The sequence below is a fragment of the Xanthomonas sp. CFBP 7698 genome, assembly GCF_003600855.1.
GTDB classification, from domain to species: domain Bacteria; phylum Pseudomonadota; class Gammaproteobacteria; order Xanthomonadales; family Xanthomonadaceae; genus Xanthomonas; species Xanthomonas cannabis.
The window spans coordinates 1,644,996-1,668,663 of record NZ_PRDN01000001.1; the positions used below are offsets into that span (position 1 = coordinate 1,644,996).

Genomic DNA, 23,668 nt, shown 5'->3' on the forward strand with positions numbered 1-23,668 from the left:
CCCATGGCCCTGTACGACAACATCCTCGACACCATCGGCCGCACCCCGGTGGTCAAACTCAACCGCCTCGCTCCGGACAACGTCACCCTCTACGTCAAGGTGGAATCGTTCAATCCGGGCGGCTCGGTCAAGGACCGCCTGGCACTGGCCATCATCCTGGACGCCGAGCAGCGCGGCCTGCTCAAGCCCGGCGACACCATCGTCGAAGCCACCTCCGGTAACACCGGCGTGGCATTGGCCATGGTCGCCGCCGCACGCGGCTACAAGTTCGTGGCCACCATGGTGGAAACCTTCTCCATCGAACGCCGCAAACTGATGCGCGCCTATGGCGCCAAGGTGATCCTGACCCCCGCCGCCGAGCGCGGCAGCGGCATGGTGCGTAAAGCGAAGGAACTGGCCGAACAGCACGGCTGGTTCCTGGCCAGCCAGTTCGCCAATCCGGCCAACCCGGCCTACCACCGCAACACCACCGCCGCCGAAATCCTGCGCGACTTCGCCGGCCACCGGCTCGACCATTTCGTCACCGGCTGGGGCACCGGCGGAACGCTGACCGGCGTGGGCGAAGTGCTGCGCGTGGCCCGCCCGGAAGTGCGCATCACCGCCACCGAGCCGGCCGGCGCGGCGCTGCTGCAGGGCCAGGACTGGAAGCCGCACAAGATCCAGGGCTGGACGCCCGACTTCGTGCCCGAGGTGCTCAACCGCGAGGTCGCCCATGAGGTGCTCAGCGTGGAAGACACCGACGCCATCACCGTGGCGCGCCGCCTGGCCGCCGAAGAAGGCATCTTCACCGGCATCTCCGGCGGCGCCACCGTCGCCACTGCACTACGCGTGGCAGAAGGCGCGGTACCGGGCGCGGTGATCCTGGCCATGCTGCCCGACACCGGCGAGCGCTATTTCTCCACGCCGCTGTTCGCCGACATCAACGAAGGCTCCGACGACGACTGGCTGGCTGGCCTGCCCTGATCGGTCATGAGAGGGCTGCGAAGTGGAGGCCGCGCGGATGCGCGGCCTTCTTTTTTCGGGACCCGGGCTTTTTTCGGGACCCGGGACCCGGGACCGGGGACCGGGGACCGGGGAACCAAGAACTGGGAACCGGGACCGGGACCGGGGAACCGGGAAAGCGTAAAGGCGTCGTGGTGTGCGATCTGTCCGTTGGATCGACTGCCTGGCTTGCGTTGGGGCAAGGTTGCCGCGCCGATGCTGAGGGTCGTATCGATTGCAGCGCGCACACTGGCGGGTGGACGGGGTGCTCTGTAGCGCTACACACGTGCGCTCGCATTTTGCAGTTCACGGCAGGCACGCGCTGCTCGCCATTTGCGTGCCGGCTTTCCGGGTCACAGCCTGGCTTTCTAGGTCACAGCTGCGACTTCCCGCACTCCCGCCCATGTCAAGGAAACGTTAGGATGACGGCCGTGATGTAGGGAGAGATGCGTGAGCAACCAGCCGTATGGACACAGCGACACCCGCGCCTCGCGGGCGCCATGGCTGGTGAAGATGACCTCGCCGGTGCACTTCGCGCTCGCCCTGGGTCTGGGCGCGTGGCTGCAGGACGCGCTGGAGCTCCCCCTGCCCGCTCCCACGCCACTGGCATGGATCGAACTGGCCGGCGGCGTCATCGCCTGCCTCGGCCTGGCGCTGGCGGTGAGCTGCTTCATCCTGTTCGCACGTCGGCGCACCACCATCATGCCGAGCGGCCATCCATCGCGCCTGGTGCTGGACGGCCCATATCGCTTCACCCGCAACCCGATGTACCTGGCGCTGGTGCTGAGCTACGTCGGCCTGTGCCTGCAGCTTGGGCTGCTGTGGGCGGTCGCGCTGGTGCCACTGCCGTGGCTCGCGCTGCGGCTGTATGTCATTCCCTTCGAAGAGGCGCGTCTACGCGCAGAATTCGGCCGCCATTACACCGACTACTGCACGCGCGTCCGCCGCTGGCTCTGAACGGCGGCACGCAGGCTTGCGTGGAGCCGCGCCATCCCCTCGTCGGGCGACCGTGCAGATCCCGGACCGTCGCGCATCGGCGATAAATTGTTCCAATCGGCGGTAGCGCAAAGCCGCCTGGATCGCCCGATTTCGCGTGCGCCTGCCGCAGGGTTCGCGAGGTCCGGCGTGGTCGCAGCCGATGAGATGAATGGCCGCTAGCGTGGGGCTCCGCAACGCCTGATCCCCATCACGCGTTCATCATTCAAATCCCATAACTATCTCGCCATGAAAATCGAAGTCTGGCAAGGCGACATCACCGAACTCGACGTTGACGTCATCGTCAACGCCGCCAACGAATCACTGCTGGGCGGTGGTGGCGTGGATGGCGCCATCCATCGCGCTGCCGGCCCGGGTTTGCTGCAGGCCTGCGAAGCCCTGCCGCAGGTACGCCCGGGCGTGCGCTGCCCCACCGGCGAAATCCGCGTCACCGACGGTTTCAACCTGAAGGCGCGTCACGTGTTTCATACCGTGGGCCCGGTGTGGCGCGACGGCAAGCACAACGAACCGGAACAGCTGGCCAACTGCTATTGGCAGTCGCTCAAGCTTGCCGAGCAGATGCTGCTGCACTCGATCGCATTCCCGGCGATCAGCTGCGGCATCTACGGCTATCCGCTGCATCAGGCCGCACGCATCGCAGTCACCGAGACACGCGACTGGCAGCGCTCGCACAAGGTGCCAAAGCACATCGTGCTGGTGGCCTATAACGACGCCACCTACAAGGCGTATCAGCAGGCATTGGCAACGCAGGAGACCGCAGCGGCCTGACGCCACGAGACGCGCATTGCACTGACGGGCGCCGCAAGGCGCTCGTTGCGTTTGAGCCTATGCATCAGGCTGCAAGCCCGGCCGGCGGCGGATGCTCGGCACGCCAATGCTTCGCGCCGGTCACCGCCGCATTTGAAGCACCGCCGCTGCGCGGCCTGCTCACCCGACCAGCCGATGCATTGCCATCGGCTCATGCATTGCCATCGACGCCCAATAAAAAACGCCGGCATCGCTGCCGGCGTCTTCATGCCTGAGTTTGGCCCGGCCTTGCAGCCGCGATCAGCCCCGATCAGCCCTTCCACTTACCCAGTGCAGCCAGGCCGTTTTCCTTGGCGCGCTCGTAAATGATCTGCTGCGCCTTGGCGAAGTTGCCGGTCATGTCCTTGGCCCACAGCTTCAGTGCCGCCTGCTGCATGGCGCGACCGTAGGAGAAGCTCAGCGGCCACGGCAGGTTGCCGAGCTGGTGCATCTCATTGAGGTGCGCGGTGGACTGCTCGTCGGTCTGGCCGCCGGACAGGAACACGATGCCCGGCAGGATCGCCGGCACGGTCGACTTCAGGCACATCACGGTGGACTCGGCCACTTCCTCGACACTGGCCTGCTCTTCGCAGCCCTTGCCGGAGATGACCATCGAGGCCTTCAGGATGGTGCCTTCGAGCACGACGTTCTGCTCGTACAGCGCGCCAAACAGCGAGCGCAGCGTGGCTTCGGTCACTTCGTAGCAGGTCTCGATGTCGTGGTCGCCGTCCATGATCACTTCCGGCTCGACCATCGGCACCAGGCCCTGTTCCTGACACAGCGCCGCATAACGCGCCAACGCATGCGAGTTGGCCTCGATGCAGGTGCCGGAGGGAATGTCTTCGCCGATGTTGATGACCGCACGCCACTTGGCGAACCGTGCACCCAGCGTGTAGTACTCCTCAAGACGTGCGCGCAGGCCATCCAGACCTTCGGTGACCAGCTCGCCCGGCATGCCGGCCAGCGGCTGGGCGCCCTTGTCGACCTTGATGCCCGGGATGATGCCGTGCTCGGCCATGTACTTGGCGAACGGCACGCCGTCCTTGGTCTTCTGACGGATGGTCTCGTCGAACAGGATGGCGCCGGAGATGTAATCGCTCAGCTTGGGCGTGGTCAGCAGCAGTTCGCGGTAGGCGCGACGGTTTTCTTCGATGTTCTCGATGCCGACGCTGGCAAAACGCTTTGCGATCGTGCTGGTCGACTCGTCGATGGCGATGATGCCCTTGCCCGGGGCGACCATGGCCTGGGCGGTTTCGGCAAGCTGTTCGATGCTCATGTAGTTCCTGTGGCAGCTGCGGGGGAGAACGAAAGTATAGCGACGAAAGTCGTACACATTCCTTCACGGAATGCCTGCAACCGATTACACCGTGCGCGCATGACGGGATGTGTGGCGCCGCTCGCATGCGGGAATCGGGAATCGGGAATCGGGAATCGTTATAGCTGAGCATGCCGTGCAGCTTGTTGCTTGCTTTGCTGCGATGCGTGGCACCAACAACGTGCGGCGGCGCGGCGAACCTGCACCACGCATGCGTTGATTGCGTTATGGGTGTTGGCCCGTTGCATGGAGCTGCCTGCGGCATGGGCTACTCACGTCACGACGAGCCTCTCCCTCTTCGTCACCTATCCGGTCACCCCGCGCGGCGCTCACCTTCGCTCCGTTGCGTCGACGAGCGGGAAAGCGGAATCGCCTTCGTAAGCATGCATCGCCTTGTGAAACTTATGGCGCGCGGTATCAACACCGTGACGCAGCGCGGCGGCGATCGTGCGCTGGCCGGGCAGTCGCCGGATCCGGCCGTTGAGCAACCCGCCGACCCAGGCCAAGCATTTACCCGCGCCCGGCATATCCACACAGCACAACGGCGGCCCTGGGGCCGCCGTTGTGTGTCGCGTCTTCCGGCTCAGGTCATGCGCCGGGTACCGTCAAGGGAGATTACAGCTCGCCCAGGCCAGTGGCGCGGCCGTCTTCGCCCACTTCCAGCAGGCGCAGCGTGTTGGTGGCGCCGTGCATTTCCATGTGCTCGCCGCTGGTGAACACCACGCGGTCGCCAGGACCCATGCGCTCGTTCTCCACCAGCAGGCGGATCGCCGCCCGCGCGGCTTCGCGCGGGGTCAGGCCGCGGCTGTCGAAGCTGATCGGGAACACGCCGCGCATCATCGCCATCTGGCGACGCGCGCCGTCGTGACGGGTGAAGGCGTAGATCGGCATGTTGGAACGGAAGCGCGACAGGAAGCGCGGCGTGCCGCCGGATTCGGTCAACGCCACCACGCCGCCCAGGCCGATGTGCTCGGACAGGAACATGGTCGCCATGGCGATGGCTTGGTCGGCACGCTGCAGGTTGCGTTGCGCCGCTTCGAAATCGGTATCGAACTCGAACTGATGCTCGGCACCCAGACAGATGCGCGCCATCGCTTCCACCGCGCGCACCGGGTAGGCACCGGCGGCGGTTTCGGCCGAGAGCATCACCGCATCGGTGCCGTCGATGACTGCATTGGCCACGTCCAGCACTTCGGCGCGGGTCGGGATCGGGCTTTCGACCATCGACTGCAGCATCTGGGTGGCAGTGATCACCACCTTGTTCTGCGCCAGCGACTCGCGAATGATCTTCTTCTGCAGGCCCGGCAATTCGGCATCGCCGATTTCCACGCCCAGATCGCCGCGCGCCACCATCACCACGTCGGAGGCTTCGACGATTTCGACCAGGTTTTCGATCGCTTCGGTGCGCTCGATCTTGGACACCAGCTGCGCATCGCAGCCGTGCTGCTGGGCGATCTGCCGCGCGTCGTGCATGTCCTGCGCGTTACGGCAGAACGACACCGCGATGAAGTCCACGCCGATCTTGGCAACGATGCCGATCAGCTCCTTGTCGCGCTCGGTCAACGCGCCCAGCGACAAGCCGCCGCCCTGCTTGTTCAGGCCCTTGCGATCTGACAGCACGCCGTCGTTGAGCACGGTGGTGACGATGCGCGCGCCCTGCACGTCGGTGACCTGCAACTGCACCAGGCCATCGTCCAGCAGCAGCACGTCGCCTGCAGTCACGTCCTGCGGCAGGCCCAGGTAGCTGACGCCCACCTGCTGCTGATCGCCGGCCGGTGCATTGGCGTCGGCCACCAGGTCGAAGCGATCGCCCATGGTCAGCTTGATCTTGCCTTCGGCAAAGCGCTCGATGCGGATCTTCGGGCCCGGCAGGTCGGCCAGGATGCCGACCTCGGCACCGGCACGCGCCGCGGCGGCACGCACTTCGGCAGCACGCTTGGCCTGGCCGGACGGATCGCCATGACTGAAGTTGAGGCGCACCACGTTGACGCCCGCCTTGAACAGCTTATCCAGCACCCCGGGCGCATCCGTTGCCGGTCCGAGGGTGGCGAGGATCTTGGTGCGGCGTTGACGTTCTTTCATGATGGCCTCCCTGTAAAAGCCGCGAAACTTAACACACACGTCACGCACCAAGGATGGCATTGCGGCATAGCCACCCTTCTATTCCGGCATGTCTTACAGACAGTGCGGGACAGTACGTACGTCTACGCACACGTTGCGCCTGGCAACGTGTGCGGTCGCCACCCTAACCCGGTGGCGGTGAAGAGCTGCGTGCCGGGTCGCGCCGTGCAAGGCGCCGGCGACGACCAAGCGAACGCGACGGCCGATGCGCACGGATCACGCGTCGATCAACTGCCGCAGTTGCGCCGGTGTCTGCGCGATCGCGCCGGCACCTGCAGTACGCAGTTCGGCCTCGTCACCGAAGCCCCACAACACGCCGATGCTGTGAATGCCGTGGTGGTTGGCGCCCTCGATATCCATCCGGCGGTCGCCGATCATCACGCAGCCGGTCTTGTCGATCTGCAGGCGGCGCAGCGCTTCGGCGATGAGGTCGGGCTTGAAGCGGCGCTCGCCATCCTCGCTGGCACCGATCACGTTGTCGAAGCACGCACCGAACGGCAGATGCTCGACGATGCGCCGCGCGTAGCGTTCGTTCTTGGAGGTCACCACGGCCAGCCGATGACCGGCGCGATGCAGGCCGGTGACCACATCGCCGATGTCGTCGAACACGCTGAGTTCGGTCCAGCCCACCGCGTCGTAGCGCGCGCGGTAGAGGCCAAGCGCGCGCTGCACCAGCGCCGGGTCATCCGGAAAGCACTCGGTGAAACTGTCGCGCAGCGGTGGGCCGATCCAGGCGCGCAAGGTCTGCGCAGAGGGACGCGGCTGCCCGATCTCATCGAAGGCATGCACGATGCTGGCGACGATGCCCGGCTCCGAATCGACCAGGGTCCCGTCCAGATCGAAGAACAGCGTGGCTGCGCTCACTTGCCGCGGGCCTCGAGCGCGGCCACGGCCGGCAGGGTCTTGCCTTCGAGGAACTCCAGGAACGCGCCGCCACCGGTGGAGATGTAGGTGACGTCCCGGGCGATGTCGTATTTGTCCACTGCCGCCAGGGTGTCGCCGCCGCCGGCGATCGAGAACGCCTTGGAGCTGGCGATCGCACGTGCCAGCGTTTCGGTGCCGTGGCTGAAGGGCTCGAATTCGAACACGCCCACCGGCCCGTTCCACACCACCGTGCCGGCATTGGCGATCAGCTCGGCGTAGCGCTGCGCGGTTTGCGGGCCGATGTCCAGGATCAGATCGTCCGCATCCACCGCATCGAGCGACTTCACGCTGGCCTCGGCATCGGGGAGGAACTGCTTGGCAACGACTACATCGGTGGGCAGCGGAATCTCTGCGCCACGTGTCTTGGCATCGGCCACAATCTGGTTGGCGGTCGGGATCAGATCAGGCTCGTTCAACGACTTGCCCACGTCGTGACCGGCGGCGGCGATGAAGGTGTTGGCGATGCCGCCGCCGACGATCAACTGGTCGACCTTGTTGACCAGGTTGGACAACAACTCCAGCTTGGTGGAGACCTTGCTGCCGGCCACGATCGCCAGCAGCGGCTTGGCCGGGTTGTCCAGCGCCTTGGCCAGCGCGTCCAGTTCGGCCATCAGCAACGGGCCACCGGCGGCGACCGGCGCGAAGCGGATCACGCCATGGGTGGAGGCCTGCGCGCGATGCGCGGTGCCGAAGGCATCCATCACGAACACATCGCACAGCGCGGCGTACTTGCGCGCCAGCGTCTCGTCGTCCTTGCCTTCGCCGACGTTCATGCGGCAGTTTTCCAGCAACACCACCTGGCCCGGCGCCACCTCCACCCCGTCGACCCAGTCGCGCACCAGCGGCACGTCCACGCCGAGCAGCGCGGTCAGGCGCGCGGCCACCGGCGCGAGCGAATCGTCTTCGGTCCAGCTGCCTTCCTTGGGCCGGCCCAGATGCGAGGTGACCATGACCGCGGCGCCCTTTTCCAGCGCCAGCTTGATGGTGGGCACCGAGGCGGTGATGCGCTGTTCGGAGGTGATCTGGCCGTTATCGATCGGCACGTTGAGATCCTGGCGGATCAGCACGCGCTTGCCGGAGAGATCGAGGTCGGTCATACGGACGATGGACATGGGCTTGGCTCGCTAAGTCTGGGGATTAGGGAATCGGGATCGGGGATTGGTACACGGCGCCGCGCGTGGGTACATGCTCTGCGCGCGGAGGAATGGCGCTACTGCGCCAGCTTGGCGTGGCGCCGTCGTTCACAACGCTGCCGCCATTGCACCTGCAGCAGACGCCGACGGCAGTGGCTTGGAGACCACGGTCAAGGCGACTGCCTTGGCGGCGGGGATCGGGCAATCAGGGCTCGGAATCGGCCCGCCGCACCGCAACCCGGCGGTGCGCTGGGCGGGCGCCACCGCAACTGAGGAGGGCGCAAACTCTGGTCGGTCGAACACGACGGGCAATGCGGCTGCCTTGGCGACGGGGGATGCCCATTGTCCGGCCTTCGCCCCAATGCGGCAAACCCGCATCCCGGACGCGGCCGGCAACCGCATCCGGCCAAAGGATCAGGCCGGCCTATCGGTGCCGGATGTGCGCAGCAGGCTCAACGCCAGGCCGCCCACCAGCAATGCGCCGCCGATCAACAGCGCCCACAGCAGCCAGCGCTTCCAGTCGCGCGGGGTGGTGGCGGGCTGCAGCGCTGCGTCGCCCGCCAATGGCTGCGCCTCTGCAGCCAGGCGCACCGTGGCCGGCTGCCACTGTGCGCCGCGTTCACGTCGTAGCGCCTGCAACATGGACGCCAACGGTGCGTCGCCGCGTCGCACGCGTGCGCTGCCGGCCACCAGCGCATACGGGGGCTGGCCCTGGGCGAGAAACATCAGCCGCTCCGGCTGATAGCCCACCCGCAAGCTCGGAACCGCCGGGCTGCGCCCCTGTGCCGCCACCAGGCGCCATTGACGATCGCGTACCGGCGCGGACAACCGCTGCGGCGGCGACGCGCCAGTGCCAAGCCGATACGCCAGCCACGGCCCTGCCCGCCGCAGCCAGGCGGCGTCGTCGGCATCGCGGCTGTCCGCCGTCCATTCCACGGCCTCGGCCTGACCCGCGCCGACATCCAGCTGCGTGACGGGAAAGCGGCCGGGCAGGCGGTAGGTCACGCCCGTGTCCTGTGCGGCGCCCGGCAGCTCCAGCCACGACAGCGGGGTGGGTGCGGTACGCCCGTCCAGTTCTGCCTCGACATTGCGAAGTGTCGGCAATGCGCCGGACACGGGCACCAGACGCAGGTAGCGTGCGCCCTCCTCCAGCGCGATACGGCGTTGCTGCAGCCGCTGCGCCTGGTTGTCCAGCGCCATGACGGTGGCATCGGAGGCCAGCACGCGCCAAGTGCGCAGATCGTCGCTGCCCTCCACGCGCAGACGGGCCTGCACCGGTGTCTCGCCCGCCCAGTCCAGCCAGAGCGCGCGTGGCTGGTCGCGCAGTGCGCTGGCATCGAGCAACCAACTGCCGCCACTGCCGGGTGCCGCGGGCGCACCGGTGGCGAAGCGGCCTTCCAGCCGCCGCACCGCACCGCTGGCATCGCGCTCGGCGATGAGCTGCAGGTCGCCGTTGGCCGCCGCTGCACCTTCGGGCAACGCGAACAACGGCAACCCCTGCCGACGTGGCGCTGCGGCCGGCGCAGCGTCGGCGGCCAGCGGCGCGGTGGGCATTTCTTCGCCACGTGCATCGATCACTGCGACATCGCGCAGCCCGGCGTCGACGGCACTGCGATACACCGCCTCGTTCAAACTCACCTGGTACAGCCCGGCGTCGGAGCCGGCCACCTGCAACGGCCATTGCTGCCGATAGTCCTGCCGCACATCGGCCGCCTGCGCCACCAGCGGCACCAGCAACACCCATCCCCACCGTTTGGTACTCATGCCTGATCCCTTGCCGCGTCAGCGTTGTCGACGGCGCGTTCCTCGACCACCGGACGAGGTGGCGCCGGCGCCAGATACCCCACCACCGTGCACAACAGGCCATAGGCCATGAACGAGCCGATGCCGAGCAGATTGCCCAGATGCTGGCGATCGACCAGCACCAGCTTGGCCAGCACCAGCCCCATCAACAACGCACCGCCCAGCCACAACCCGCGCTGCCCGCGACGCGAGCCGATCACCCAGCCCAGCACACCCAGTACGCTCCACACGATGGTGAGGCTGGTCTGCGACACCGTCGCACCCAGCAGCGCGGCATCCCACGGCACCGCGCCCCAGTGATGCACGCTGTGCAGCGTGCTGCCGGTGATCAACGCCCAGCCCAATACACTGAGCGCAGTGACGCGCCGTGCCTGCAGCATCGACGGCGCAGCGGCCGACCATGCCCAGCGCGCAACCAGCGCGAGCACCGCCAGCTGTGCAAGTTCGGCCGGGTTGAGCAACGGCACCCATGGCAGCGGCGCAGCGCTCACCGGATCGACCAATGCGAGCAACCAGCCGACCCCCAGCACCGCAAGGACGCAGCCCAGCAGGGCAGTGCGGGCCGCATCGAAGCGCACACCTTGTGGCCATGCCAGCCAGCGCCAGCGCAGCAGAGCGGTCGCCGCCATCGCCAGCCATGGTGCTGCCAGCAACGCGCACCGCCAGCCATTGGCGAGCGCGAAGGCATCGGCCAGCCAGGCAATCCCCAACGACGCCACCATCGGCCACAGCAACCACCAGATGAACTGCGCGAGCATCGCGCCGGCGCCCGGCTGCATGCGCAGGCACCACAACGCGCGCGTGCCGGCCAGGGCAAACCCCAGCCAGGCAAGTGCACCCCAGTGCGCAAACGGCTGCATGTGTGCATGCTCCTGCCACAGCGCCAACGGCGCGGCCAGCGCCAGGCCGGCCATGACCGTCCACACCAGCGCCGCTGCCGGACGACGGCGGTGCACCTCGGCCGCCAGCCACACGCTGAGCGCGACAAAGCCGAGCAGCAGGTCCGGCTCGCTGCGCAGGTCGCCGGCAAAGCGCAGGATCTCGTGCACGCCGCACAGCACCCACCATCCCAGGCCCCACAGATACGCCACCAGCGCACGCCGCGGATGTCCTGCGTCGCGCAGGAACCAGGCACTGGCCCAACCGGCAACCGCCAGCAGCACGGTGCTCATGCAGGTGGCGTTGGCCACCGCCATGGCGTCGTTACGCCACGCGTCCACGCCGAAGGCCACGCCAACGGCGGCCAGCAGTTGCAACGCCACGCCACTGACCTGCGAGATACGCCGCCGCTGACGCAGGCCCAGCCACAACAGCCCGGCGCCTTCCAGCGCAAACACGCTGGCGGTGACGCGCGCAGACAACGCCAACGGCACGGCCAATGTCGCAAAACCGACCGCCAGCATCGCGTGCGCCTCGCCAAGCAGGCGCGTGGATGCACGACGCAGCAGCCACGTTGCCAGACCGGCGTACATGCCGGCCACCGCCACCGCGCACAACGCCAGTGTCAGACGCTCGCCGTCCAGCAGGCGTGCCTGCATCGCGAAGGCGACCAACGGCGTTCCGAACAACAGGCTGCCATCGATGAGCCTGCCCGCACTGCCATCGCCACGCCGCGCATGCAGCACCGGAATGGCCACATAGATGGCAAAAAACAGCAGCAGGAACGGCTCGGTGCTGGCGAACTTTGCCGGGGTGTACTGCAGCGCGCCCCACAACGTCGCGATGCCGAAGGTGAAGGCAAATCCGAGCAGGTTGAGCACCCGCCACGGCCGCGCCCATGCAATCGCCACGATGCCGGCGTTGAGCACGGCGTAATACGAAAACAGCGCGACATGATTGCCGCTGCCGGTGGACAACCAGATCGGCGCGAGGAAGCCGGCCAGCACACCCAGCACGGCCAGCGTGCGCGACTCCTGCAGCACCGCCAGCACGCACATGCCGGCAATCAGCACCACGCTGATGCCCATCGCCAGGCCTGCGCCGAGCAATCCATACAATTTGAACGCGGCGAACACGGTCAACAACAAACCGCCGATCGACCCGCCCTGCAATGCCAGTGCAAAACCCGGCCGCTGCCCGCGCTGCTTCCAGCCGAAGACCAGGCCGGCCAAGGCAAGCACGCTGATACCGGCCAAGCGCAGTTCGATCGGCATGCGCATCCAGCCCTGATCGCTGGCGTACTTCAGCAGCGACGCCACCCCGGCCAGCAACACCAGCATGCCGACCTTGACCGGCACATTGCCCTCGGTGAACCAGCGCTTCAACGCACTGGCCGCGCGCGCGACTGCGCCCGGCTCGGCCGGGATGGGGGGTGACTGCGGCGATTGCGGTTGCGATTGCGCAGGTTGAGACCGGGTTGCCTGAGCGTGCTGGTCTGGCAATGCCGACGCCGCGTGCGCACCGCGTGCCGTCGCATCTGCAGGGGCCTGCGCAGGCAACGGGGGCGGCACCGCCCTGGAAGCCGCATCAATCACGCCCAGATCCGCAGGCGGATGTGCAACGGCAGGCGCGCTCCCGCCGTGGCCCTGTCGAACAGCGCCAGACCTACCGAACCCAGGTGCATCCGTGTAGGCACCAGCACTCAGAGTGGAATCGAGATCGGGCGCTGCACCAGGCTGCTCCCACGCCCTGCCCTGCGCGTCCACGGACGCATCCGTTCGCGCATCCGCGCCCTCGCCAGTTCCGGCTTGCCACTGCGCCAGCCGCTGCTCCAGCGTCTCCACCCGGCGCCGCAGCCCGGCAATCCACACCAGCGCGACCACCACACCCACCGGCACGGCAAGCAGCACCAGGGCCACCAACACGATCATCGTTTCCAACGCAGCAATCCCCGAGCCGGCGTCCAGCCGAATGCGCGAACCATACAGCCTCGGGCCGCGGCTGGGCAGCAATCTGCAGATCATGCCGCTGGTTGGAGAGTGGACAAGCAGCGGCGTTACGCGTGGCTGCAGTGGCACCTTGCATAAGAAAACGCCCGGAGAACCGGGCGCTTTGAACACTTATTCGCGGTAGCCGCTGTCGTTCTTGTTATGGATGATCCAGATCAGGTTGCCGCCGGTATCCATCGACTTGCCAGCGAAGACCAGACGCCCCTGACCCTTGTAGGCCATCTCATGGCGATAGCGGTCGCCACCATAGAAAAACGGGATAAAGGCCTTGCCGGTGACATACGAGCCCTGGTCGGTTGGCTGCCCGATCAGATCGGTCACCTGCTTCATCGGCATCCCGATCTTCAACTGGGTGAACTTGCTGTCCGGTGCCGGCTTGCCGGTGATCTCGCCTTCGTAATCGTTGACGCCCTTGACCGTCTCGCCGTAGCCGGCTTCGACATCGGACGATTTGATCACCTCACCATCGGCATTCATCCAGGCCGGCGTACCGGTCTGCTTCTTGGCCGCCCAGCTGTCCAGCGGAGCTGAAACCGCAATGACCACACCGAACGCCAGTGCGCCCGCAAGAAATTTATTCATCGTCATTCTCTCGATCCATGGAGTTCCCCGATCCTTCGTACACGACACGGGAACGGCCGCCGTGCGGGTGAATTAGCGCACGTGAGTCGGTCAAAGTCCACTTCTGAGCCGCCAGGCAAGGGGCAACAATGCAGGACACACGAAAATTCGTGGCCAAAAAAAGCCCCGGCATGCCGGGGCCCTTTTATTTCAAGCCAAAAACTTACTTGGCAACCACCCGCACCATTTCCAGGCACTTGTTGGAATAGCCCCACTCGTTGTCGTACCAGGACACCAGCTTGACGAAGGTGGAGTCCAGCGCGATGCCGGCGTCGGCGTCGAACACCGAGGTGCAGGTTTCGCCGCGGAAATCGGTCGCCACGACCTTGTCTTCGGTATACCCCAGCACGCCCTTCAGCGCGCCTTCGCTCTGTGCCTTCACTTCCGCGCAGATCTCGGCGTAGGTGGCCGGCTTTTCCAGTTCGACGGTGAGGTCGACCACCGAGACGTCGGAGGTCGGCACGCGGAAGCTCATGCCGGTGAGCTTCTTGTTGAGCTCGGGAATCACCACGCCCACGGCCTTGGCCGCGCCGGTGGAGGACGGAATGATGTTCTCCAGGATGCCGCGGCCGCCGCGCCAATCCTTGTTGGACGGGCCGTCCACGGTCTTCTGGGTTGCGGTCGCCGCATGCACGGTGGTCATCAGGCCGCGCTTGATGCCCCACTTGTCGTTGATGACCTTGGCCAACGGCGCCAGGCAGTTGGTGGTGCACGAGGCGTTGGAGACGATGGCTTCGCCGTTGTAGGTCTTGTCGTTGACGCCGTAGACGAACATCGGGGTGTCGTCCTTGGACGGCGCCGACAGGATCACCTTCTTGGCGCCGGCATCGATGTGCTTCTGCGCGGTGTCCTTGGTCAGGAACAGGCCGGTGGATTCGATCACCACGTCGGCGCCGACAGCGTCCCACTTGAGGTTGGCCGGGTCGCGTTCCTGGGTCAGGCGGATCTTCTTGCCGTTGACGATGAGCGTGTTGCCATCGACCGAGACCTCGGCCTTGAAGCGGCCGTGCACCGAGTCGTACTGCAGCATGTAGGCCAGGTAGTCGGGCTCGAGCAGGTCATTGATGGCCACGATCTCGATGTCATTGGCGAAGTTCTGCACCGCAGAGCGCAGCACGTTGCGTCCGATGCGACCGAATCCGTTGATGCCAACCTTGATTGCCATGTTCACAAGCTCCTGCGGCCGCGACAGCGCGGCGGATGGAAAGGGGCTGCCATTCTAGCAGCGTCCTTCTGGTACGGCCGTGCAGCCGCGTCAGCGCTGGCAGTGCGAAGGGGGAGACGGAAGGAGAGCCGCAGAAGAGGTGGCAACGCCTGCTCTGGTTCAGTAGAGATCGGCACGGTCCGGCGCGGGATGCGGTTGGTGACGGGCCACCTGCCTGCCAAGCGGGCCTGACGATGCCCGCTTGCATGACCAACGCAGGCGCGGGCGCACCACGCCATGCACCGGTCTACTTTGTTTTCCAATAACTTACCTTTCAACCAACTATGCCGAGAAGCGTATTCAGGCATATGCCGACCAGCAGCATTTCGGCACTCCGTGGATTTCGATACTGGCCCTGCCTGCTGAGGCACCCACTCACTCACACGGAGATTCCCCATGCGTCGCACCCTGTTCTCTGTCGCTTTGGCATTGGCCGCCACCCCGGCGCTGGCCGCTGGCGTGATGCATTACACCGAAAAGGCTTCGCTGCCTGCCGACGGTGAAGCGCGCGAAGTCGCTGCGCTGTTCGACACCTGGAACGCGGCCCTGGCCTCGGGCAACCCGCACAAGGTGGCCGATCTGTATGCACCCGATGGCGTATTGCTGCCGACGGTCTCCAACGAAGTCCGCGCGTCACGCTCGCAGATCGAAAAGTACTTCGAGATGTTCCTGGCCAAAAAGCCCAAGGGCGTGGTCAATTACCGCACCGTGCGCGTGCTCGATGACGACAGCGCCGTGGACGCCGGTGTCTACACCTTCACGCTCACCGACAAGGACGGCAAGAAGAGCGACGTGCAGGCGCGCTACACCTTCGTGTACGAAAAGCGCGACGGCAAGTGGCTGATCATCAACCACCACAGCTCGGCGATGCCGGAAGTGGATACACCGAAGGTCGCCAGGGCCAAGTGAGTGCGGTCGCATCGCGACACGCCACCCGCTGACTGCGCCCTGGCGCGCGTCACCGTCAGCACACCTCCCCTGCCGACGGTGGCGCGGCCCGCGGCGCACGCCGCAACCGATGCGCCGCGCGCGCTTGATCTGCTCCACGGCGAGCGCTGCTGCCACACCTGCGACGCAGCGCAGCAGCCGGTGCCTGACCGCCGGCAACGCGCGCATCCATCGCACGCAACCGGCCCTGGTTTGATCAGGATCAAGGCGTCGCCGGGCCAAACCCACAAGACTTCGTCCATCCCCTGCACACAACGAGAGTTTCCATGCGCATGCGCTCTACCCTCCTGCTCGCCAGTCTGGCCGCCACGTTCGCCAGCGTCCCCGCACTGGCTCAATCCAAAGGCGACTGGACCGTTGCCGTCGGCGCCCACCAGGTCGCTCCCAAATCCGATAATGGCCGCCTGGTTGGCGGCACGCTGGAAGCAGACGTAGGCAAGGACATCAAGCCGACCTTCACCGCCGAATACTTCATCGCCGACAACCTCGGCATCGAGGTCCTGGCCGCGCTGCCGTTCGAGCACGACATCGCGCTGCGTGGACTGGGCCGCGTCGGCAGCACCAAGCACCTGCCGCCGGTGGTGTCGCTGCAGTACCACTTCAACAGCCAGGGCAAGGTGTCGCCCTTCCTCGGCGCGGGCATCAACTACACCCGTTTCTTCAGCACCGACACCCGCGGCGCGCTGGCTGGCAGCGAGTTGGAGCTGGACGATTCGTGGGGCCTGGCCCTGCACGCGGGCCTGGACGTCAAACTCAGCGAACGCGGGTCCCTGCGCGTGAATGTGCGCTGGATCGACATCGACAGCGAGGCCCGCCTCAATGGCACCCGGATCGGCACGGTCAACATCGATCCGCTGGTCTATGGCGCGGCGTACGTGCACCGCTTCTGAGTCACAGCGGCAAGCGCGGTGCATCTCTGGCACACTGGCGATCCAGGGACGTGCATCCACCGCCGGAGTTGCGGACAGGTCGGTCACGTCGAATGCCTGTCCGACCTACCGGGGATTCCATGAGCACGTTCATCCGCACCGCCCTCGCCATCGCACTGGCCGCTTCGGCCGCTCCCGCTCTTGCACAGTCGGCCGGCCATTGGACGACCGGCTACGGCGCCGGCTATGTCTCGCCCAAGTCAGACAGCGGCACCTTCGGCGGTGCACACGGGGAGATCAAGGGCGCGCCAGCGCTGTCGTTCACCTACGAATACTTCCTGCGCAACAATCTGGGAATCGAAGTGCATGCGGCGGTGGCAGGCAAGCACGACATCGAGCTGGAAGGTGCCGGCAAGGTGGGCAGTTATTGGTCGGTGCCGCCCAGCGTGCTGTTGCAGTACCACATCAACGGCTATGGCACGGTGTCCCCGTTCGTGGGCGTCGGCATCAACTACACCGCCTTCGTGGGCGAAGACACCGCGCAAGGCATCGGCAACGGCGAGTTGCGCTTCGGTGATTCGGTGGGCGCGACCGCGCACGTCGGTGTGGACTTCATCTTCGATGATCGCAGCGGCCTGCGCATCGACGCACGCTGGACCGACTCGCGCAGCAATGTCGATTTCAACGGCGCACGGCTGGGCAAGGCCCGGGTCGATCCACTGACATACGGCATCTCCTACCTGCTCTATTACTGATCGTGCAGGTGGTCGCCATTGCGCGGCGGCGACATGACTGCAACCGCCATCAAACCGTCCCGGGTGGTTGCGTACAATCGGGGGATGAAGACCTTCTCCCCCGCTTTCGTTGTTCTTGCCGTGGCGCTGACCACGGCGATCCAGCCCATCACCGCGTTCGCCTGGGGCCCGCAGGGGCACCGCCTGGTGGCACGCGTGGCCGAGACCGAACTGAGCCCGCAGGCACGCGCGCAGGTGGCGCAGTTGCTTGCCGGCGAGCCCGATGCGACCTTGCATGGCGTCGCGACCTGGGCCGATGAATTGCGCGAGCACGACCCGGACCTGGGCAAGCGTTCCGGGCCGTGGCATTACGTCAACCTGGGCGAACAGGACTGCAGCTATGCGCCGCCGCGCGACTGCCCGGATGGCAACTGCGTGATCGCCGCACTCGATCGGCAGACCGCCCTGCTGGCCGACCGCAGCCAGCCGCTGGAGGTGCGTCGTCAGGCATTGAAGTTCGTGGTGCATTTTGTCGGCGACATCCATCAGCCCATGCACGCCGGCTACGCGCACGACAAGGGCGGCAACGACTTCCAGCTGCAGGTCGATGGCAAGGGCAGCAACCTGCACGCGCTGTGGGACAGCGGCATGCTCAACGACCGTCACCTCAGTGACGCGGACTACCTGCAACGGCTGCTAGCCCTGCCGGCGGCCTCCGCCGTGTCGCCGGTCCTGCCGCCGCCCGCCGCCGCGTGGGCGCAGGCCTCGTGCAGGATCGCCGTGACCCCTGGCGTCTATCCGGCCACGCACGTCCTGCCGGCCAGCTACATCGCCACCTATCGACCGATGGCCGAGACACAGCTGCGCCTGGCCGGCGACCGATTGGCCGCCGTGCTCAACGCAGCACTGGCCACCCCCTGACCTGGAGACACCGATGCAGCCCGAGGTGCTTGCGTTCTTCCATGCCGAGAGCAACACCTTCACCTACGTGGTCGCCGATCTGGCGTCCGGCGCGGCCGCGGTGATCGATCCGGCACTGGACTATGCAGCCGACAGCGGCCTCATCGAAACCCGTGCCGCGCAGGCCATCGCCGATGCCATCCGGCAGCGCGGCTGGCACCTGCACTGGCTGCTGGAAACCCATGCGCACGCCGATCACCTGTCGGCAGCGCAGTGGCTGAAGCAGCACTGGCCGCAGGCGCGCATCGCGATCGGCGAAGGCATCCGCCAGGTGCAGCAGACGCTTGCACTACGCTATGCGCTGCCGCAGCACTTCCGTGCCGATGGCTCGCAGTTCGATCATCTGTTTGCCGATGACGAGCGTTTCATGCTCGGCGGCATCGCCGCACGCGTCATTGCCGTGCCCGGGCACACCAGCGACAGCATCGCGTACCTGATCGGCGATGCGTTGTTTCCTGGCGACTCGCTGTTCATGCCCGACGCGGGAACCGCACGCTGCGACTTCCCCGGCGGCGATGCACGGCAACTGTATGCATCGATCCAGCGGCTGTACGCGCTGGCGGACGACACGCGGGTGTTCGTCTGCCACGACTATGGCCCCGGTGGTCGGGCCGTGGCGCATGAAACCAGCATCGGCGTGCAGCGGCGCAGCAACATCCATGTGCGCGAGGGCGTGGACATCGAGAGTTTCGTGGCCCAGCGCCAGGCCCGCGATGCCACCCTGCCGGAGCCCAGGCTGATCCGCCCGGCCTTGCAGGCCAACCTGCAGGCCGGCCGCTGCGACGACCTGGCTCGGTAGCATTCGCTGGCGTTCGCCACGCCGGTCACGGCGCAGCCGCTATGATCGGTGTCTGCCCCTGCTGGAGTTGCCCATGCGCACGATCGGTTTCTGGCAGCGCGCGTTGTGCGTGCTGATGCTTGCCCTGCCCGTATTGGCCGTTGCGCAAGCTGCGCCGGTGACGGTGTTTGCGGCGGCCAGTCTGAAGGAATCGATGGACGAGGCTGCGGCCGCGTTCGAGAAGGCCACAGGCACGCCGGTGCGCGTGTCGTACGCGGCGAGCTCGGCGTTGGCACGCCAGATCGAACAAGGCGCGCCCGCGGATGTGTTTTTTTCGGCCGATCTGGAATGGATGGACTATCTGCAACAGCACGGCCTGGTCGCGCCGGCGCAACGCCCCGATCTGCTCGGCAACACGCTGGTACTGATCGCGCCGGCCGCCAGCAAGCTGCAGCTGGATCTGGGTACGCCGGGCAGCATTGCCAAGGCGTTGGGCAAGGACGGGCGCATGGCGGTCGGCCAGACCACCAGCGTGCCGGCCGGTAAATACGCGGCCGCCGCGCTGCGCACGCTCGGCCAGTGGGACGCGCTGCGCGCGCACCTGGCCGAGTCGGAGAGTGTGCGGGCAGCACTGATGCTGGTCTCGCGCGGCGAGGCGCCGCTGGGCATCGTCTATGGCTCGGACGCGCGCGCCGACCCCAAGGTGCGCGTGGTGGCCACCTTTCCCGCTGCCAGCCATGCGCCGATCGTGTATCCGGTGGCCGCGCTGAAGAACAGCCGCAACCCGCAGACGGCAGCGTTCGTGCAGTGGCTGCGCAGCGCACCTGCCCGGGCGATCTTCACCCGTCGCGGCTTCTTGCCGAAGGATTGAGGCGCACCGTTTGTCGATGTTCACCCCGGAAGAGCTGACCGCCATTGCCCTGAGTCTGAAGGTGGCCGGCGTGGCCGCGCTGGCCAGCCTGCCGGCAGGGATTGCCTGTGGCTGGCTGCTGGCACGGCGGCGTTTCCCGGGCAAGGCAGTGCTGGACGCGGTGTTGCATCTGCCGTTGGTGATGCCACCGGTGGTGACCGGGTATGCGCTGCTGGTCCTGCTGGGCACGCAGGGTCCGGTCGGCAGCTGGTTGCTGGAACACTTCGGCGTGCAGTTCGCGTTCCGCTGGACCGGTGCGGCGCTGGCCTGCGCGGTGATGGGATTTCCGTTGATGGTGCGCGCGATCCGGCTGTCGATCGAAGCCACCGATCGCCGCCTGGAAGCGGCCGCCGCCACGCTGGGCGCCGGCCCGTGGCGGGTGTTCTTCAGCATCACCTTGCCGCTGGCCTGGCCCGGCCTGGTGGCCGGCATGGTGCTGGCCTTTGCCAAGGCGCTGGGTGAGTTCGGTGCCACCATCACCTTCGTTTCCAATATTCCGGGCCAGACGCAGACGCTGTCGTCGGCCATCTACGGCCTGATGCAGGTGCCGGGCATGGAATCGGGCGTGTGGCGTCTTGCCGGCGTGGCGCTGGCGATTTCGCTGGCGGCGTTGCTGCTGTCCGAATGGCTGGTGCGGCGGCCGCACCCGCGTGAGGAAGACTGATGCTGGAGATCGATCTGCAGCTGCAGCGCGGCCAGTTCCGGCGGCACATCCTCATCCAGGATGCGGCGCGGGTGGTGGCACTGGTGGGGCCGTCCGGCGCCGGCAAGACCACCGTGCTCAATGCGATCGCAGGCTTGGTGCGCCCGCATGCCGGGCATATCCGCATCGATGGACGCTGCCTGTTCGACGACCGGCACGGCGTGGACCTGCCCACGCACAAACGCCGGATCGGCTACGTATTCCAGGATGCGCGGCTGTTCCCGCACCTGGATGTGCGGCGCAACCTGCGCTACGGCCGGCATGCGCGGGGGGCGGCGCCATTCGGGTTCGACGATGTGGTGGCCCTGCTCGGCATCGCGCCGCTGCTGCAGCGCCGGCCGCGCAACCTGTCCGGCGGCGAGGCGCAACGGGTGGCGATCGGGCGTGCGTTGCTGTCGCAACCGGCCATCCTGTTGTTCGACGAACCGTTGTCGGCGCTGGACCAGGCACGTCGCGAAGAGCTGATCCCTTATCTGCAGCGCGTGCGCGATGAAATCCGCCTGCCGATGCTCTACGTCAGCCACAACCCGGACGAAGTGCAGCGCATTGCCGACAGCGTGCACGTGCTGGCGTGAGCGCCCCCGGCTGGAGACCCACCCGTTGCAGGACGGCGTAACGCCGAAGACCGACGCAACACAGGCTGACGCAGGCCTGCGAGAGGTTGCCGTCACCGCGCAACCTTGCCGGTACGCACGCTCACCTTGCCCTGCCGCACCTCGAAGGTGAACGCAAACGACAGCGTGACCGGCACCGGTTCCTGCCGCGTCGCCCCGGTGCAGTCATCCAGGGCGGACGGTTGCGCCGCGCCGGGCGCGTACGTACACAGGGCCGCCGGGACGAACTGCCAGTGCAGCACCGTGCTGCGTACGGCCTGCATCAGATCCGCATTGCTCGGCAACAGCCCGGCGGCGCACTCGTCGCGATCGGACATCGGGTCCACGCGTTGCACGGCGCCGTCGGCGGACAGGATCACATGCGCACACACGGTGGTTGGCGGCAGGGTCTGGCGTGGCGAGTCCGGCGGCAGCGCCGGCGTTTCGCTGCGCAGCGCGCGTGGCATGCGAAAGCGCTGCGTTTGCGACAGCGTGTAGGAGGCAGTGGAAGCGCTCCCCGCACCCGACTGCGACGGCAACATGCGCTGATCCACCGAATCCTCGCGCTGGTGGCGCTGCGGCTCCGCCACGCGCTGGCTGGCGCATCCGCTGATCAACAGCACACCCACAATCCACCACCCACGCCGGTCGTTCATTGCAGCATCTCCTGCGGTACGCATCCGGTTGTCGCGCAGGCGGCAAGGCGCCCGGACGCTGGAGCATGCCGACCCTCACCGCCGGCATCGGCGTCAGTGGCCGGCGGTTCCGGCGGTTCCGGCGATTCCGGCGGGTCCGGATCGAACCGCACCGGCACGCGTATCTGCGCGGCCACTGGCTGCCCATCCACCAGCGCGGGCTGGAAGCGCCAGTGACGCGCGGCCTCCAGCACCACCTGATCGAATACGCCGGCGGGCCGGCTGTGCACGATGGCGATGTGGTCGGGCGCGCCACGCGGGCTCACCGCAATCTGCAGTTCGACAACGCCACCGAGATTGGCGGCGATCGCGTTCGCCGGGTACCGCGGCGCCTGCATCGTCCTGTAGTCGAAGGCAGCCGCCGAGTCGCGCGTGGCCTGCACAGGCGCAGGCTGGAGCAACCAGCCGCCGACGCTGACCAGAAGCGTCAGCGCCACCACGCTACGCAGGTTCCGGCGTGCACGCCGCGCATCCGGCGCCGGCGCATGCACGGCCGCCAGCCGCTGCAACAACGCAGGCCTCGCCGCCCAGTGGCAGGCCAGCGGCGAGGTGCTGCCGGCGAGCTGACATTTGAGCATCGCACCGGCATAGCGGCGGCGCTGGCCCGGATGGCGTGCCAGAACCGCTGCATCGCAGGCCAGCTCCTGATCCAGGCGAAACGCGCGCCATGCCAGATGCACTAACGGGTGGAACCAGCCAAGGCAGAGCAGCACGCTGGCCAGCAGATTGGCATGCAGATCGCCGCGGCGCAGATGCAGGCGCTCATGCGCCAGGATCAACGCACGCTCCCCGGCGCTGTAACGCGTGGTGAAATCCCCCGGCAGCACGATCCGCGGGCGCCAGATGCCCAGCGACGCCGGAAGGCCGCCGTCGTGCGTGGCCACCCACACGGTGCTGTCCAGCGCACGCAATGGCCCTAGGCTGCGCACGAAACGCCGCTGTCCACGCCAGAGGGAAAGGCCCGTCAGCAGCGCACCGGCCAGCCACACGTTGAGCAACATGCGCTGCCAGCCGGCGCCCTGCCCGTCCGGATGCGCCGCAACCGGCACGGGCACCGGCGCCGGCATCTTCAACAGCGCGATCTCCATCGAGGGACCTGGCAGCAACGCCGCCACCAGGGCCAGCGGCACCGTGCCCCAGAGTGCATAGGCGGCCCCTGCCCCGAGCCGGCCACGCAGCGGCCGGCGCAGCAGCAGGCAGGCCAGCAGCGCTGCGGTGGTGTAGAGCGCGGCGCGCAGCCACAGCACGGGATCAAGACTCATCGTCCAACTCCTTGAGCAGCCGCCTCAATTCGGCAATGTCGGACGCGCTGAGCTTTCCACGCTCGCTGAAGTGCGCCACGAGCGGCGCCACCCGTCCACCGAACAACCGCTGCAGCAATCCTTCGCTTTGCTGCTGCACCCAGTGCTCGCGCTGCAACACCGGGGTGTAACGGTATCTGCGTCCGTCCTTCTGCGCCGCGATGGCGCCCTTGGTGAGCAGGCGGTTAAGCAAGGTCTTGATGGTCGGCTCGGCCCAGTCGGTGCTTGCCAGTGCCGCCACCACTTCCTCTGCGGTCCGAGGTGCCCGGTCCCACAGCACCTGCATCACCACTGCCTCTGCGTCGCTGATCGCCATGCAATGACACCCGTCATTTTTTTCGATTACGCGCGTAAACGAAACTCATGTCAAGCGCTGACCTAGGCCCATCGCGTGCGGCTGTCGCG

At 66.9% G+C, this 23,668-nt stretch carries 23 protein-coding genes; 11 read left to right on the forward strand and 12 right to left on the reverse strand.

The genetic code is table 11. The annotated features are described in order from the left end of the window. Window positions 1-3: 3 nt before the first annotated feature. The 3 genes from cysK to XnspCFBP7698_RS06935 all read left to right on the forward strand — a co-directional run bounded on the left by cysK (window position 4) and on the right by XnspCFBP7698_RS06935 (window position 2,745). Complete coding sequence (cysK, locus tag XnspCFBP7698_RS06925; RefSeq protein WP_039415648.1) at window positions 4-963, forward strand: cysteine synthase A; 960 nt, start codon at window positions 4-6, stop codon at window positions 961-963. A gap of 468 nt (window positions 964-1,431) precedes the next feature. Further along, the gene (locus XnspCFBP7698_RS06930) at window positions 1,432-1,938 is read left to right on the forward strand and encodes an isoprenylcysteine carboxylmethyltransferase family protein (RefSeq protein WP_104580751.1); all 507 of its coding nucleotides are present in this window, start codon (window positions 1,432-1,434) and stop codon (window positions 1,936-1,938) included. A 267-nt stretch (window positions 1,939-2,205) separates the two neighbouring features. After that, entirely contained in the window at window positions 2,206-2,745 is a 540-nt protein-coding gene (locus tag XnspCFBP7698_RS06935; protein ID WP_039411044.1) for an O-acetyl-ADP-ribose deacetylase, read from the forward strand. Between the two features lie 289 nt (window positions 2,746-3,034). Here XnspCFBP7698_RS06935 and XnspCFBP7698_RS06940 read toward each other — a convergent pair whose 3' ends face one another. The 9 genes from XnspCFBP7698_RS06940 to gap form a co-directional block, all read right to left on the reverse strand. Then, entirely contained in the window at window positions 3,035-4,039 is a 1,005-nt protein-coding gene (locus XnspCFBP7698_RS06940; RefSeq protein ID WP_039411046.1) for a class I fructose-bisphosphate aldolase, read from the reverse strand. Between the two features lie 368 nt (window positions 4,040-4,407). Then, window positions 4,408-4,584, reverse strand: a complete 177-nt coding sequence (locus XnspCFBP7698_RS21530; protein WP_158255451.1) for a hypothetical protein — start codon at window positions 4,582-4,584, stop codon at window positions 4,408-4,410. Between the two features lie 109 nt (window positions 4,585-4,693). After that, entirely contained in the window at window positions 4,694-6,160 is a 1,467-nt protein-coding gene (gene pyk / locus XnspCFBP7698_RS06945; protein ID WP_039411049.1) for a pyruvate kinase, read from the reverse strand. A gap of 255 nt (window positions 6,161-6,415) precedes the next feature. Then, a complete protein-coding gene (locus tag XnspCFBP7698_RS06950; RefSeq protein WP_047695609.1) occupies window positions 6,416-7,063 on the reverse strand; it encodes an HAD family hydrolase in 648 nt (215 codons plus the stop codon). Next, window positions 7,060-8,235 (reverse strand): phosphoglycerate kinase, encoded by a 1,176-nt coding sequence (locus XnspCFBP7698_RS06955; protein ID WP_104580750.1) that lies wholly within the window; start codon window positions 8,233-8,235, stop codon window positions 7,060-7,062. Before XnspCFBP7698_RS06955 ends, XnspCFBP7698_RS06950 begins: the two co-directional genes overlap by 4 nt. Window positions 8,236-8,670: 435 nt before the next feature. Then, a complete protein-coding gene (locus XnspCFBP7698_RS06960; RefSeq protein WP_104580749.1) occupies window positions 8,671-10,020 on the reverse strand; it encodes a DUF3999 domain-containing protein in 1,350 nt (449 codons plus the stop codon). After that, complete coding sequence (locus XnspCFBP7698_RS06965; RefSeq protein WP_123137354.1) at window positions 10,017-12,878, reverse strand: DUF2339 domain-containing protein; 2,862 nt, start codon at window positions 12,876-12,878, stop codon at window positions 10,017-10,019. Before XnspCFBP7698_RS06965 ends, XnspCFBP7698_RS06960 begins: the two co-directional genes overlap by 4 nt. 180 nt (window positions 12,879-13,058) lie before the next feature. Beyond that, complete coding sequence (locus tag XnspCFBP7698_RS06970) at window positions 13,059-13,529, reverse strand: hypothetical protein (protein ID WP_052077063.1); 471 nt, start codon at window positions 13,527-13,529, stop codon at window positions 13,059-13,061. Between the two features lie 202 nt (window positions 13,530-13,731). Continuing rightward, on the reverse strand, window positions 13,732-14,733 hold the full coding sequence (gene gap / locus XnspCFBP7698_RS06975; RefSeq protein WP_039411059.1) for a type I glyceraldehyde-3-phosphate dehydrogenase: 1,002 nt from the start codon (window positions 14,731-14,733) through the stop codon (window positions 13,732-13,734). A 435-nt stretch (window positions 14,734-15,168) separates the two neighbouring features. Between gap and XnspCFBP7698_RS06980 the strand changes: the two genes are divergently transcribed. The 8 genes from XnspCFBP7698_RS06980 to modC all read left to right on the forward strand — a co-directional run bounded on the left by XnspCFBP7698_RS06980 (window position 15,169) and on the right by modC (window position 21,249). Continuing rightward, window positions 15,169-15,681 carry an SgcJ/EcaC family oxidoreductase gene (locus tag XnspCFBP7698_RS06980; protein WP_104580748.1) on the forward strand — a complete coding sequence of 171 codons (513 nt, stop codon included), beginning with the start codon at window positions 15,169-15,171 and terminating at the stop codon, window positions 15,679-15,681. A gap of 305 nt (window positions 15,682-15,986) precedes the next feature. After that, on the forward strand, window positions 15,987-16,610 hold the full coding sequence (locus XnspCFBP7698_RS06985) for an OmpW family outer membrane protein (RefSeq protein WP_104580747.1): 624 nt from the start codon (window positions 15,987-15,989) through the stop codon (window positions 16,608-16,610). A gap of 119 nt (window positions 16,611-16,729) precedes the next feature. Next, entirely contained in the window at window positions 16,730-17,344 is a 615-nt protein-coding gene (locus XnspCFBP7698_RS06990) for an OmpW family outer membrane protein (RefSeq protein ID WP_104580746.1), read from the forward strand. 84 nt (window positions 17,345-17,428) lie between these two features. Then, window positions 17,429-18,244 (forward strand): S1/P1 nuclease, encoded by an 816-nt coding sequence (locus tag XnspCFBP7698_RS06995; protein ID WP_104580745.1) that lies wholly within the window; start codon window positions 17,429-17,431, stop codon window positions 18,242-18,244. A gap of 13 nt (window positions 18,245-18,257) precedes the next feature. Then, window positions 18,258-19,082 (forward strand): MBL fold metallo-hydrolase, encoded by an 825-nt coding sequence (locus XnspCFBP7698_RS07000; RefSeq protein WP_104580744.1) that lies wholly within the window; start codon window positions 18,258-18,260, stop codon window positions 19,080-19,082. Window positions 19,083-19,155: 73 nt separating this feature from the next. Then, a complete protein-coding gene (gene modA / locus XnspCFBP7698_RS07005) occupies window positions 19,156-19,932 on the forward strand; it encodes a molybdate ABC transporter substrate-binding protein (protein ID WP_104580743.1) in 777 nt (258 codons plus the stop codon). A gap of 16 nt (window positions 19,933-19,948) precedes the next feature. Continuing rightward, complete coding sequence (gene modB, locus XnspCFBP7698_RS07010; protein WP_184368191.1) at window positions 19,949-20,635, forward strand: molybdate ABC transporter permease subunit; 687 nt, start codon at window positions 19,949-19,951, stop codon at window positions 20,633-20,635. After that, the gene (gene modC, locus XnspCFBP7698_RS07015) at window positions 20,635-21,249 is read left to right on the forward strand and encodes a molybdenum ABC transporter ATP-binding protein (RefSeq protein ID WP_039564329.1); all 615 of its coding nucleotides are present in this window, start codon (window positions 20,635-20,637) and stop codon (window positions 21,247-21,249) included. Before modB ends, modC begins: the two co-directional genes overlap by 1 nt. 92 nt (window positions 21,250-21,341) lie before the next feature. On the opposite strand, the gene XnspCFBP7698_RS07020 is transcribed toward modC, so the two are convergent. From XnspCFBP7698_RS07020 to XnspCFBP7698_RS07030, 3 genes are read right to left on the reverse strand one after another with little or no spacing between them, the layout of a single operon-like run. Beyond that, a complete protein-coding gene (locus XnspCFBP7698_RS07020) occupies window positions 21,342-21,923 on the reverse strand; it encodes a hypothetical protein (RefSeq protein WP_104580742.1) in 582 nt (193 codons plus the stop codon). After that, a complete protein-coding gene (locus tag XnspCFBP7698_RS07025) occupies window positions 21,920-23,224 on the reverse strand; it encodes a TonB family protein (RefSeq protein ID WP_104580741.1) in 1,305 nt (434 codons plus the stop codon). Before XnspCFBP7698_RS07025 ends, XnspCFBP7698_RS07020 begins: the two co-directional genes overlap by 4 nt. Further along, a complete protein-coding gene (locus XnspCFBP7698_RS07030) occupies window positions 23,214-23,579 on the reverse strand; it encodes a BlaI/MecI/CopY family transcriptional regulator (RefSeq protein WP_104580740.1) in 366 nt (121 codons plus the stop codon). Before XnspCFBP7698_RS07030 ends, XnspCFBP7698_RS07025 begins: the two co-directional genes overlap by 11 nt. Window positions 23,580-23,668: the final 89 nt, after the last annotated feature.

Bases quoted from the DNA above. Each gene is read 5' to 3' on its own strand.
- cysK (WP_039415648.1), top strand. From the start codon at position 4: ATGGCCCTGTACGACAACATCCTCGACACCATCGGCCGCACCCCGGTG.
- XnspCFBP7698_RS06935 (WP_039411044.1), top strand. From the start codon at position 2,206: ATGAAAATCGAAGTCTGGCAAGGCGACATCACCGAACTCGACGTTGAC.
- XnspCFBP7698_RS06940 (WP_039411046.1), bottom strand. From the start codon at position 4,039: ATGAGCATCGAACAGCTTGCCGAAACCGCCCAGGCCATGGTCGCCCCG.
- pyk (WP_039411049.1), bottom strand. From the start codon at position 6,160: ATGAAAGAACGTCAACGCCGCACCAAGATCCTCGCCACCCTCGGACCG.
- XnspCFBP7698_RS06955 (WP_104580750.1), bottom strand. From the start codon at position 8,235: ATGTCCATCGTCCGTATGACCGACCTCGATCTCTCCGGCAAGCGCGTG.
- XnspCFBP7698_RS06960 (WP_104580749.1), bottom strand. From the start codon at position 10,020: ATGAGTACCAAACGGTGGGGATGGGTGTTGCTGGTGCCGCTGGTGGCG.
- XnspCFBP7698_RS06970 (WP_052077063.1), bottom strand. From the start codon at position 13,529: ATGAATAAATTTCTTGCGGGCGCACTGGCGTTCGGTGTGGTCATTGCG.
- gap (WP_039411059.1), bottom strand. From the start codon at position 14,733: ATGGCAATCAAGGTTGGCATCAACGGATTCGGTCGCATCGGACGCAAC.
- XnspCFBP7698_RS06980 (WP_104580748.1), top strand. From the start codon at position 15,169: ATGCGTCGCACCCTGTTCTCTGTCGCTTTGGCATTGGCCGCCACCCCG.
- XnspCFBP7698_RS06985 (WP_104580747.1), top strand. From the start codon at position 15,987: ATGCGCATGCGCTCTACCCTCCTGCTCGCCAGTCTGGCCGCCACGTTC.
- XnspCFBP7698_RS06990 (WP_104580746.1), top strand. From the start codon at position 16,730: ATGAGCACGTTCATCCGCACCGCCCTCGCCATCGCACTGGCCGCTTCG.
- XnspCFBP7698_RS06995 (WP_104580745.1), top strand. From the start codon at position 17,429: ATGAAGACCTTCTCCCCCGCTTTCGTTGTTCTTGCCGTGGCGCTGACC.
- XnspCFBP7698_RS07000 (WP_104580744.1), top strand. From the start codon at position 18,258: ATGCAGCCCGAGGTGCTTGCGTTCTTCCATGCCGAGAGCAACACCTTC.
- modA (WP_104580743.1), top strand. From the start codon at position 19,156: ATGCGCACGATCGGTTTCTGGCAGCGCGCGTTGTGCGTGCTGATGCTT.
- modB (WP_184368191.1), top strand. From the start codon at position 19,949: ATGTTCACCCCGGAAGAGCTGACCGCCATTGCCCTGAGTCTGAAGGTG.
- modC (WP_039564329.1), top strand. From the start codon at position 20,635: ATGCTGGAGATCGATCTGCAGCTGCAGCGCGGCCAGTTCCGGCGGCAC.
- XnspCFBP7698_RS07020 (WP_104580742.1), bottom strand. From the start codon at position 21,923: ATGAACGACCGGCGTGGGTGGTGGATTGTGGGTGTGCTGTTGATCAGC.
- XnspCFBP7698_RS07025 (WP_104580741.1), bottom strand. From the start codon at position 23,224: ATGAGTCTTGATCCCGTGCTGTGGCTGCGCGCCGCGCTCTACACCACC.
- XnspCFBP7698_RS07030 (WP_104580740.1), bottom strand. From the start codon at position 23,579: ATGGCGATCAGCGACGCAGAGGCAGTGGTGATGCAGGTGCTGTGGGAC.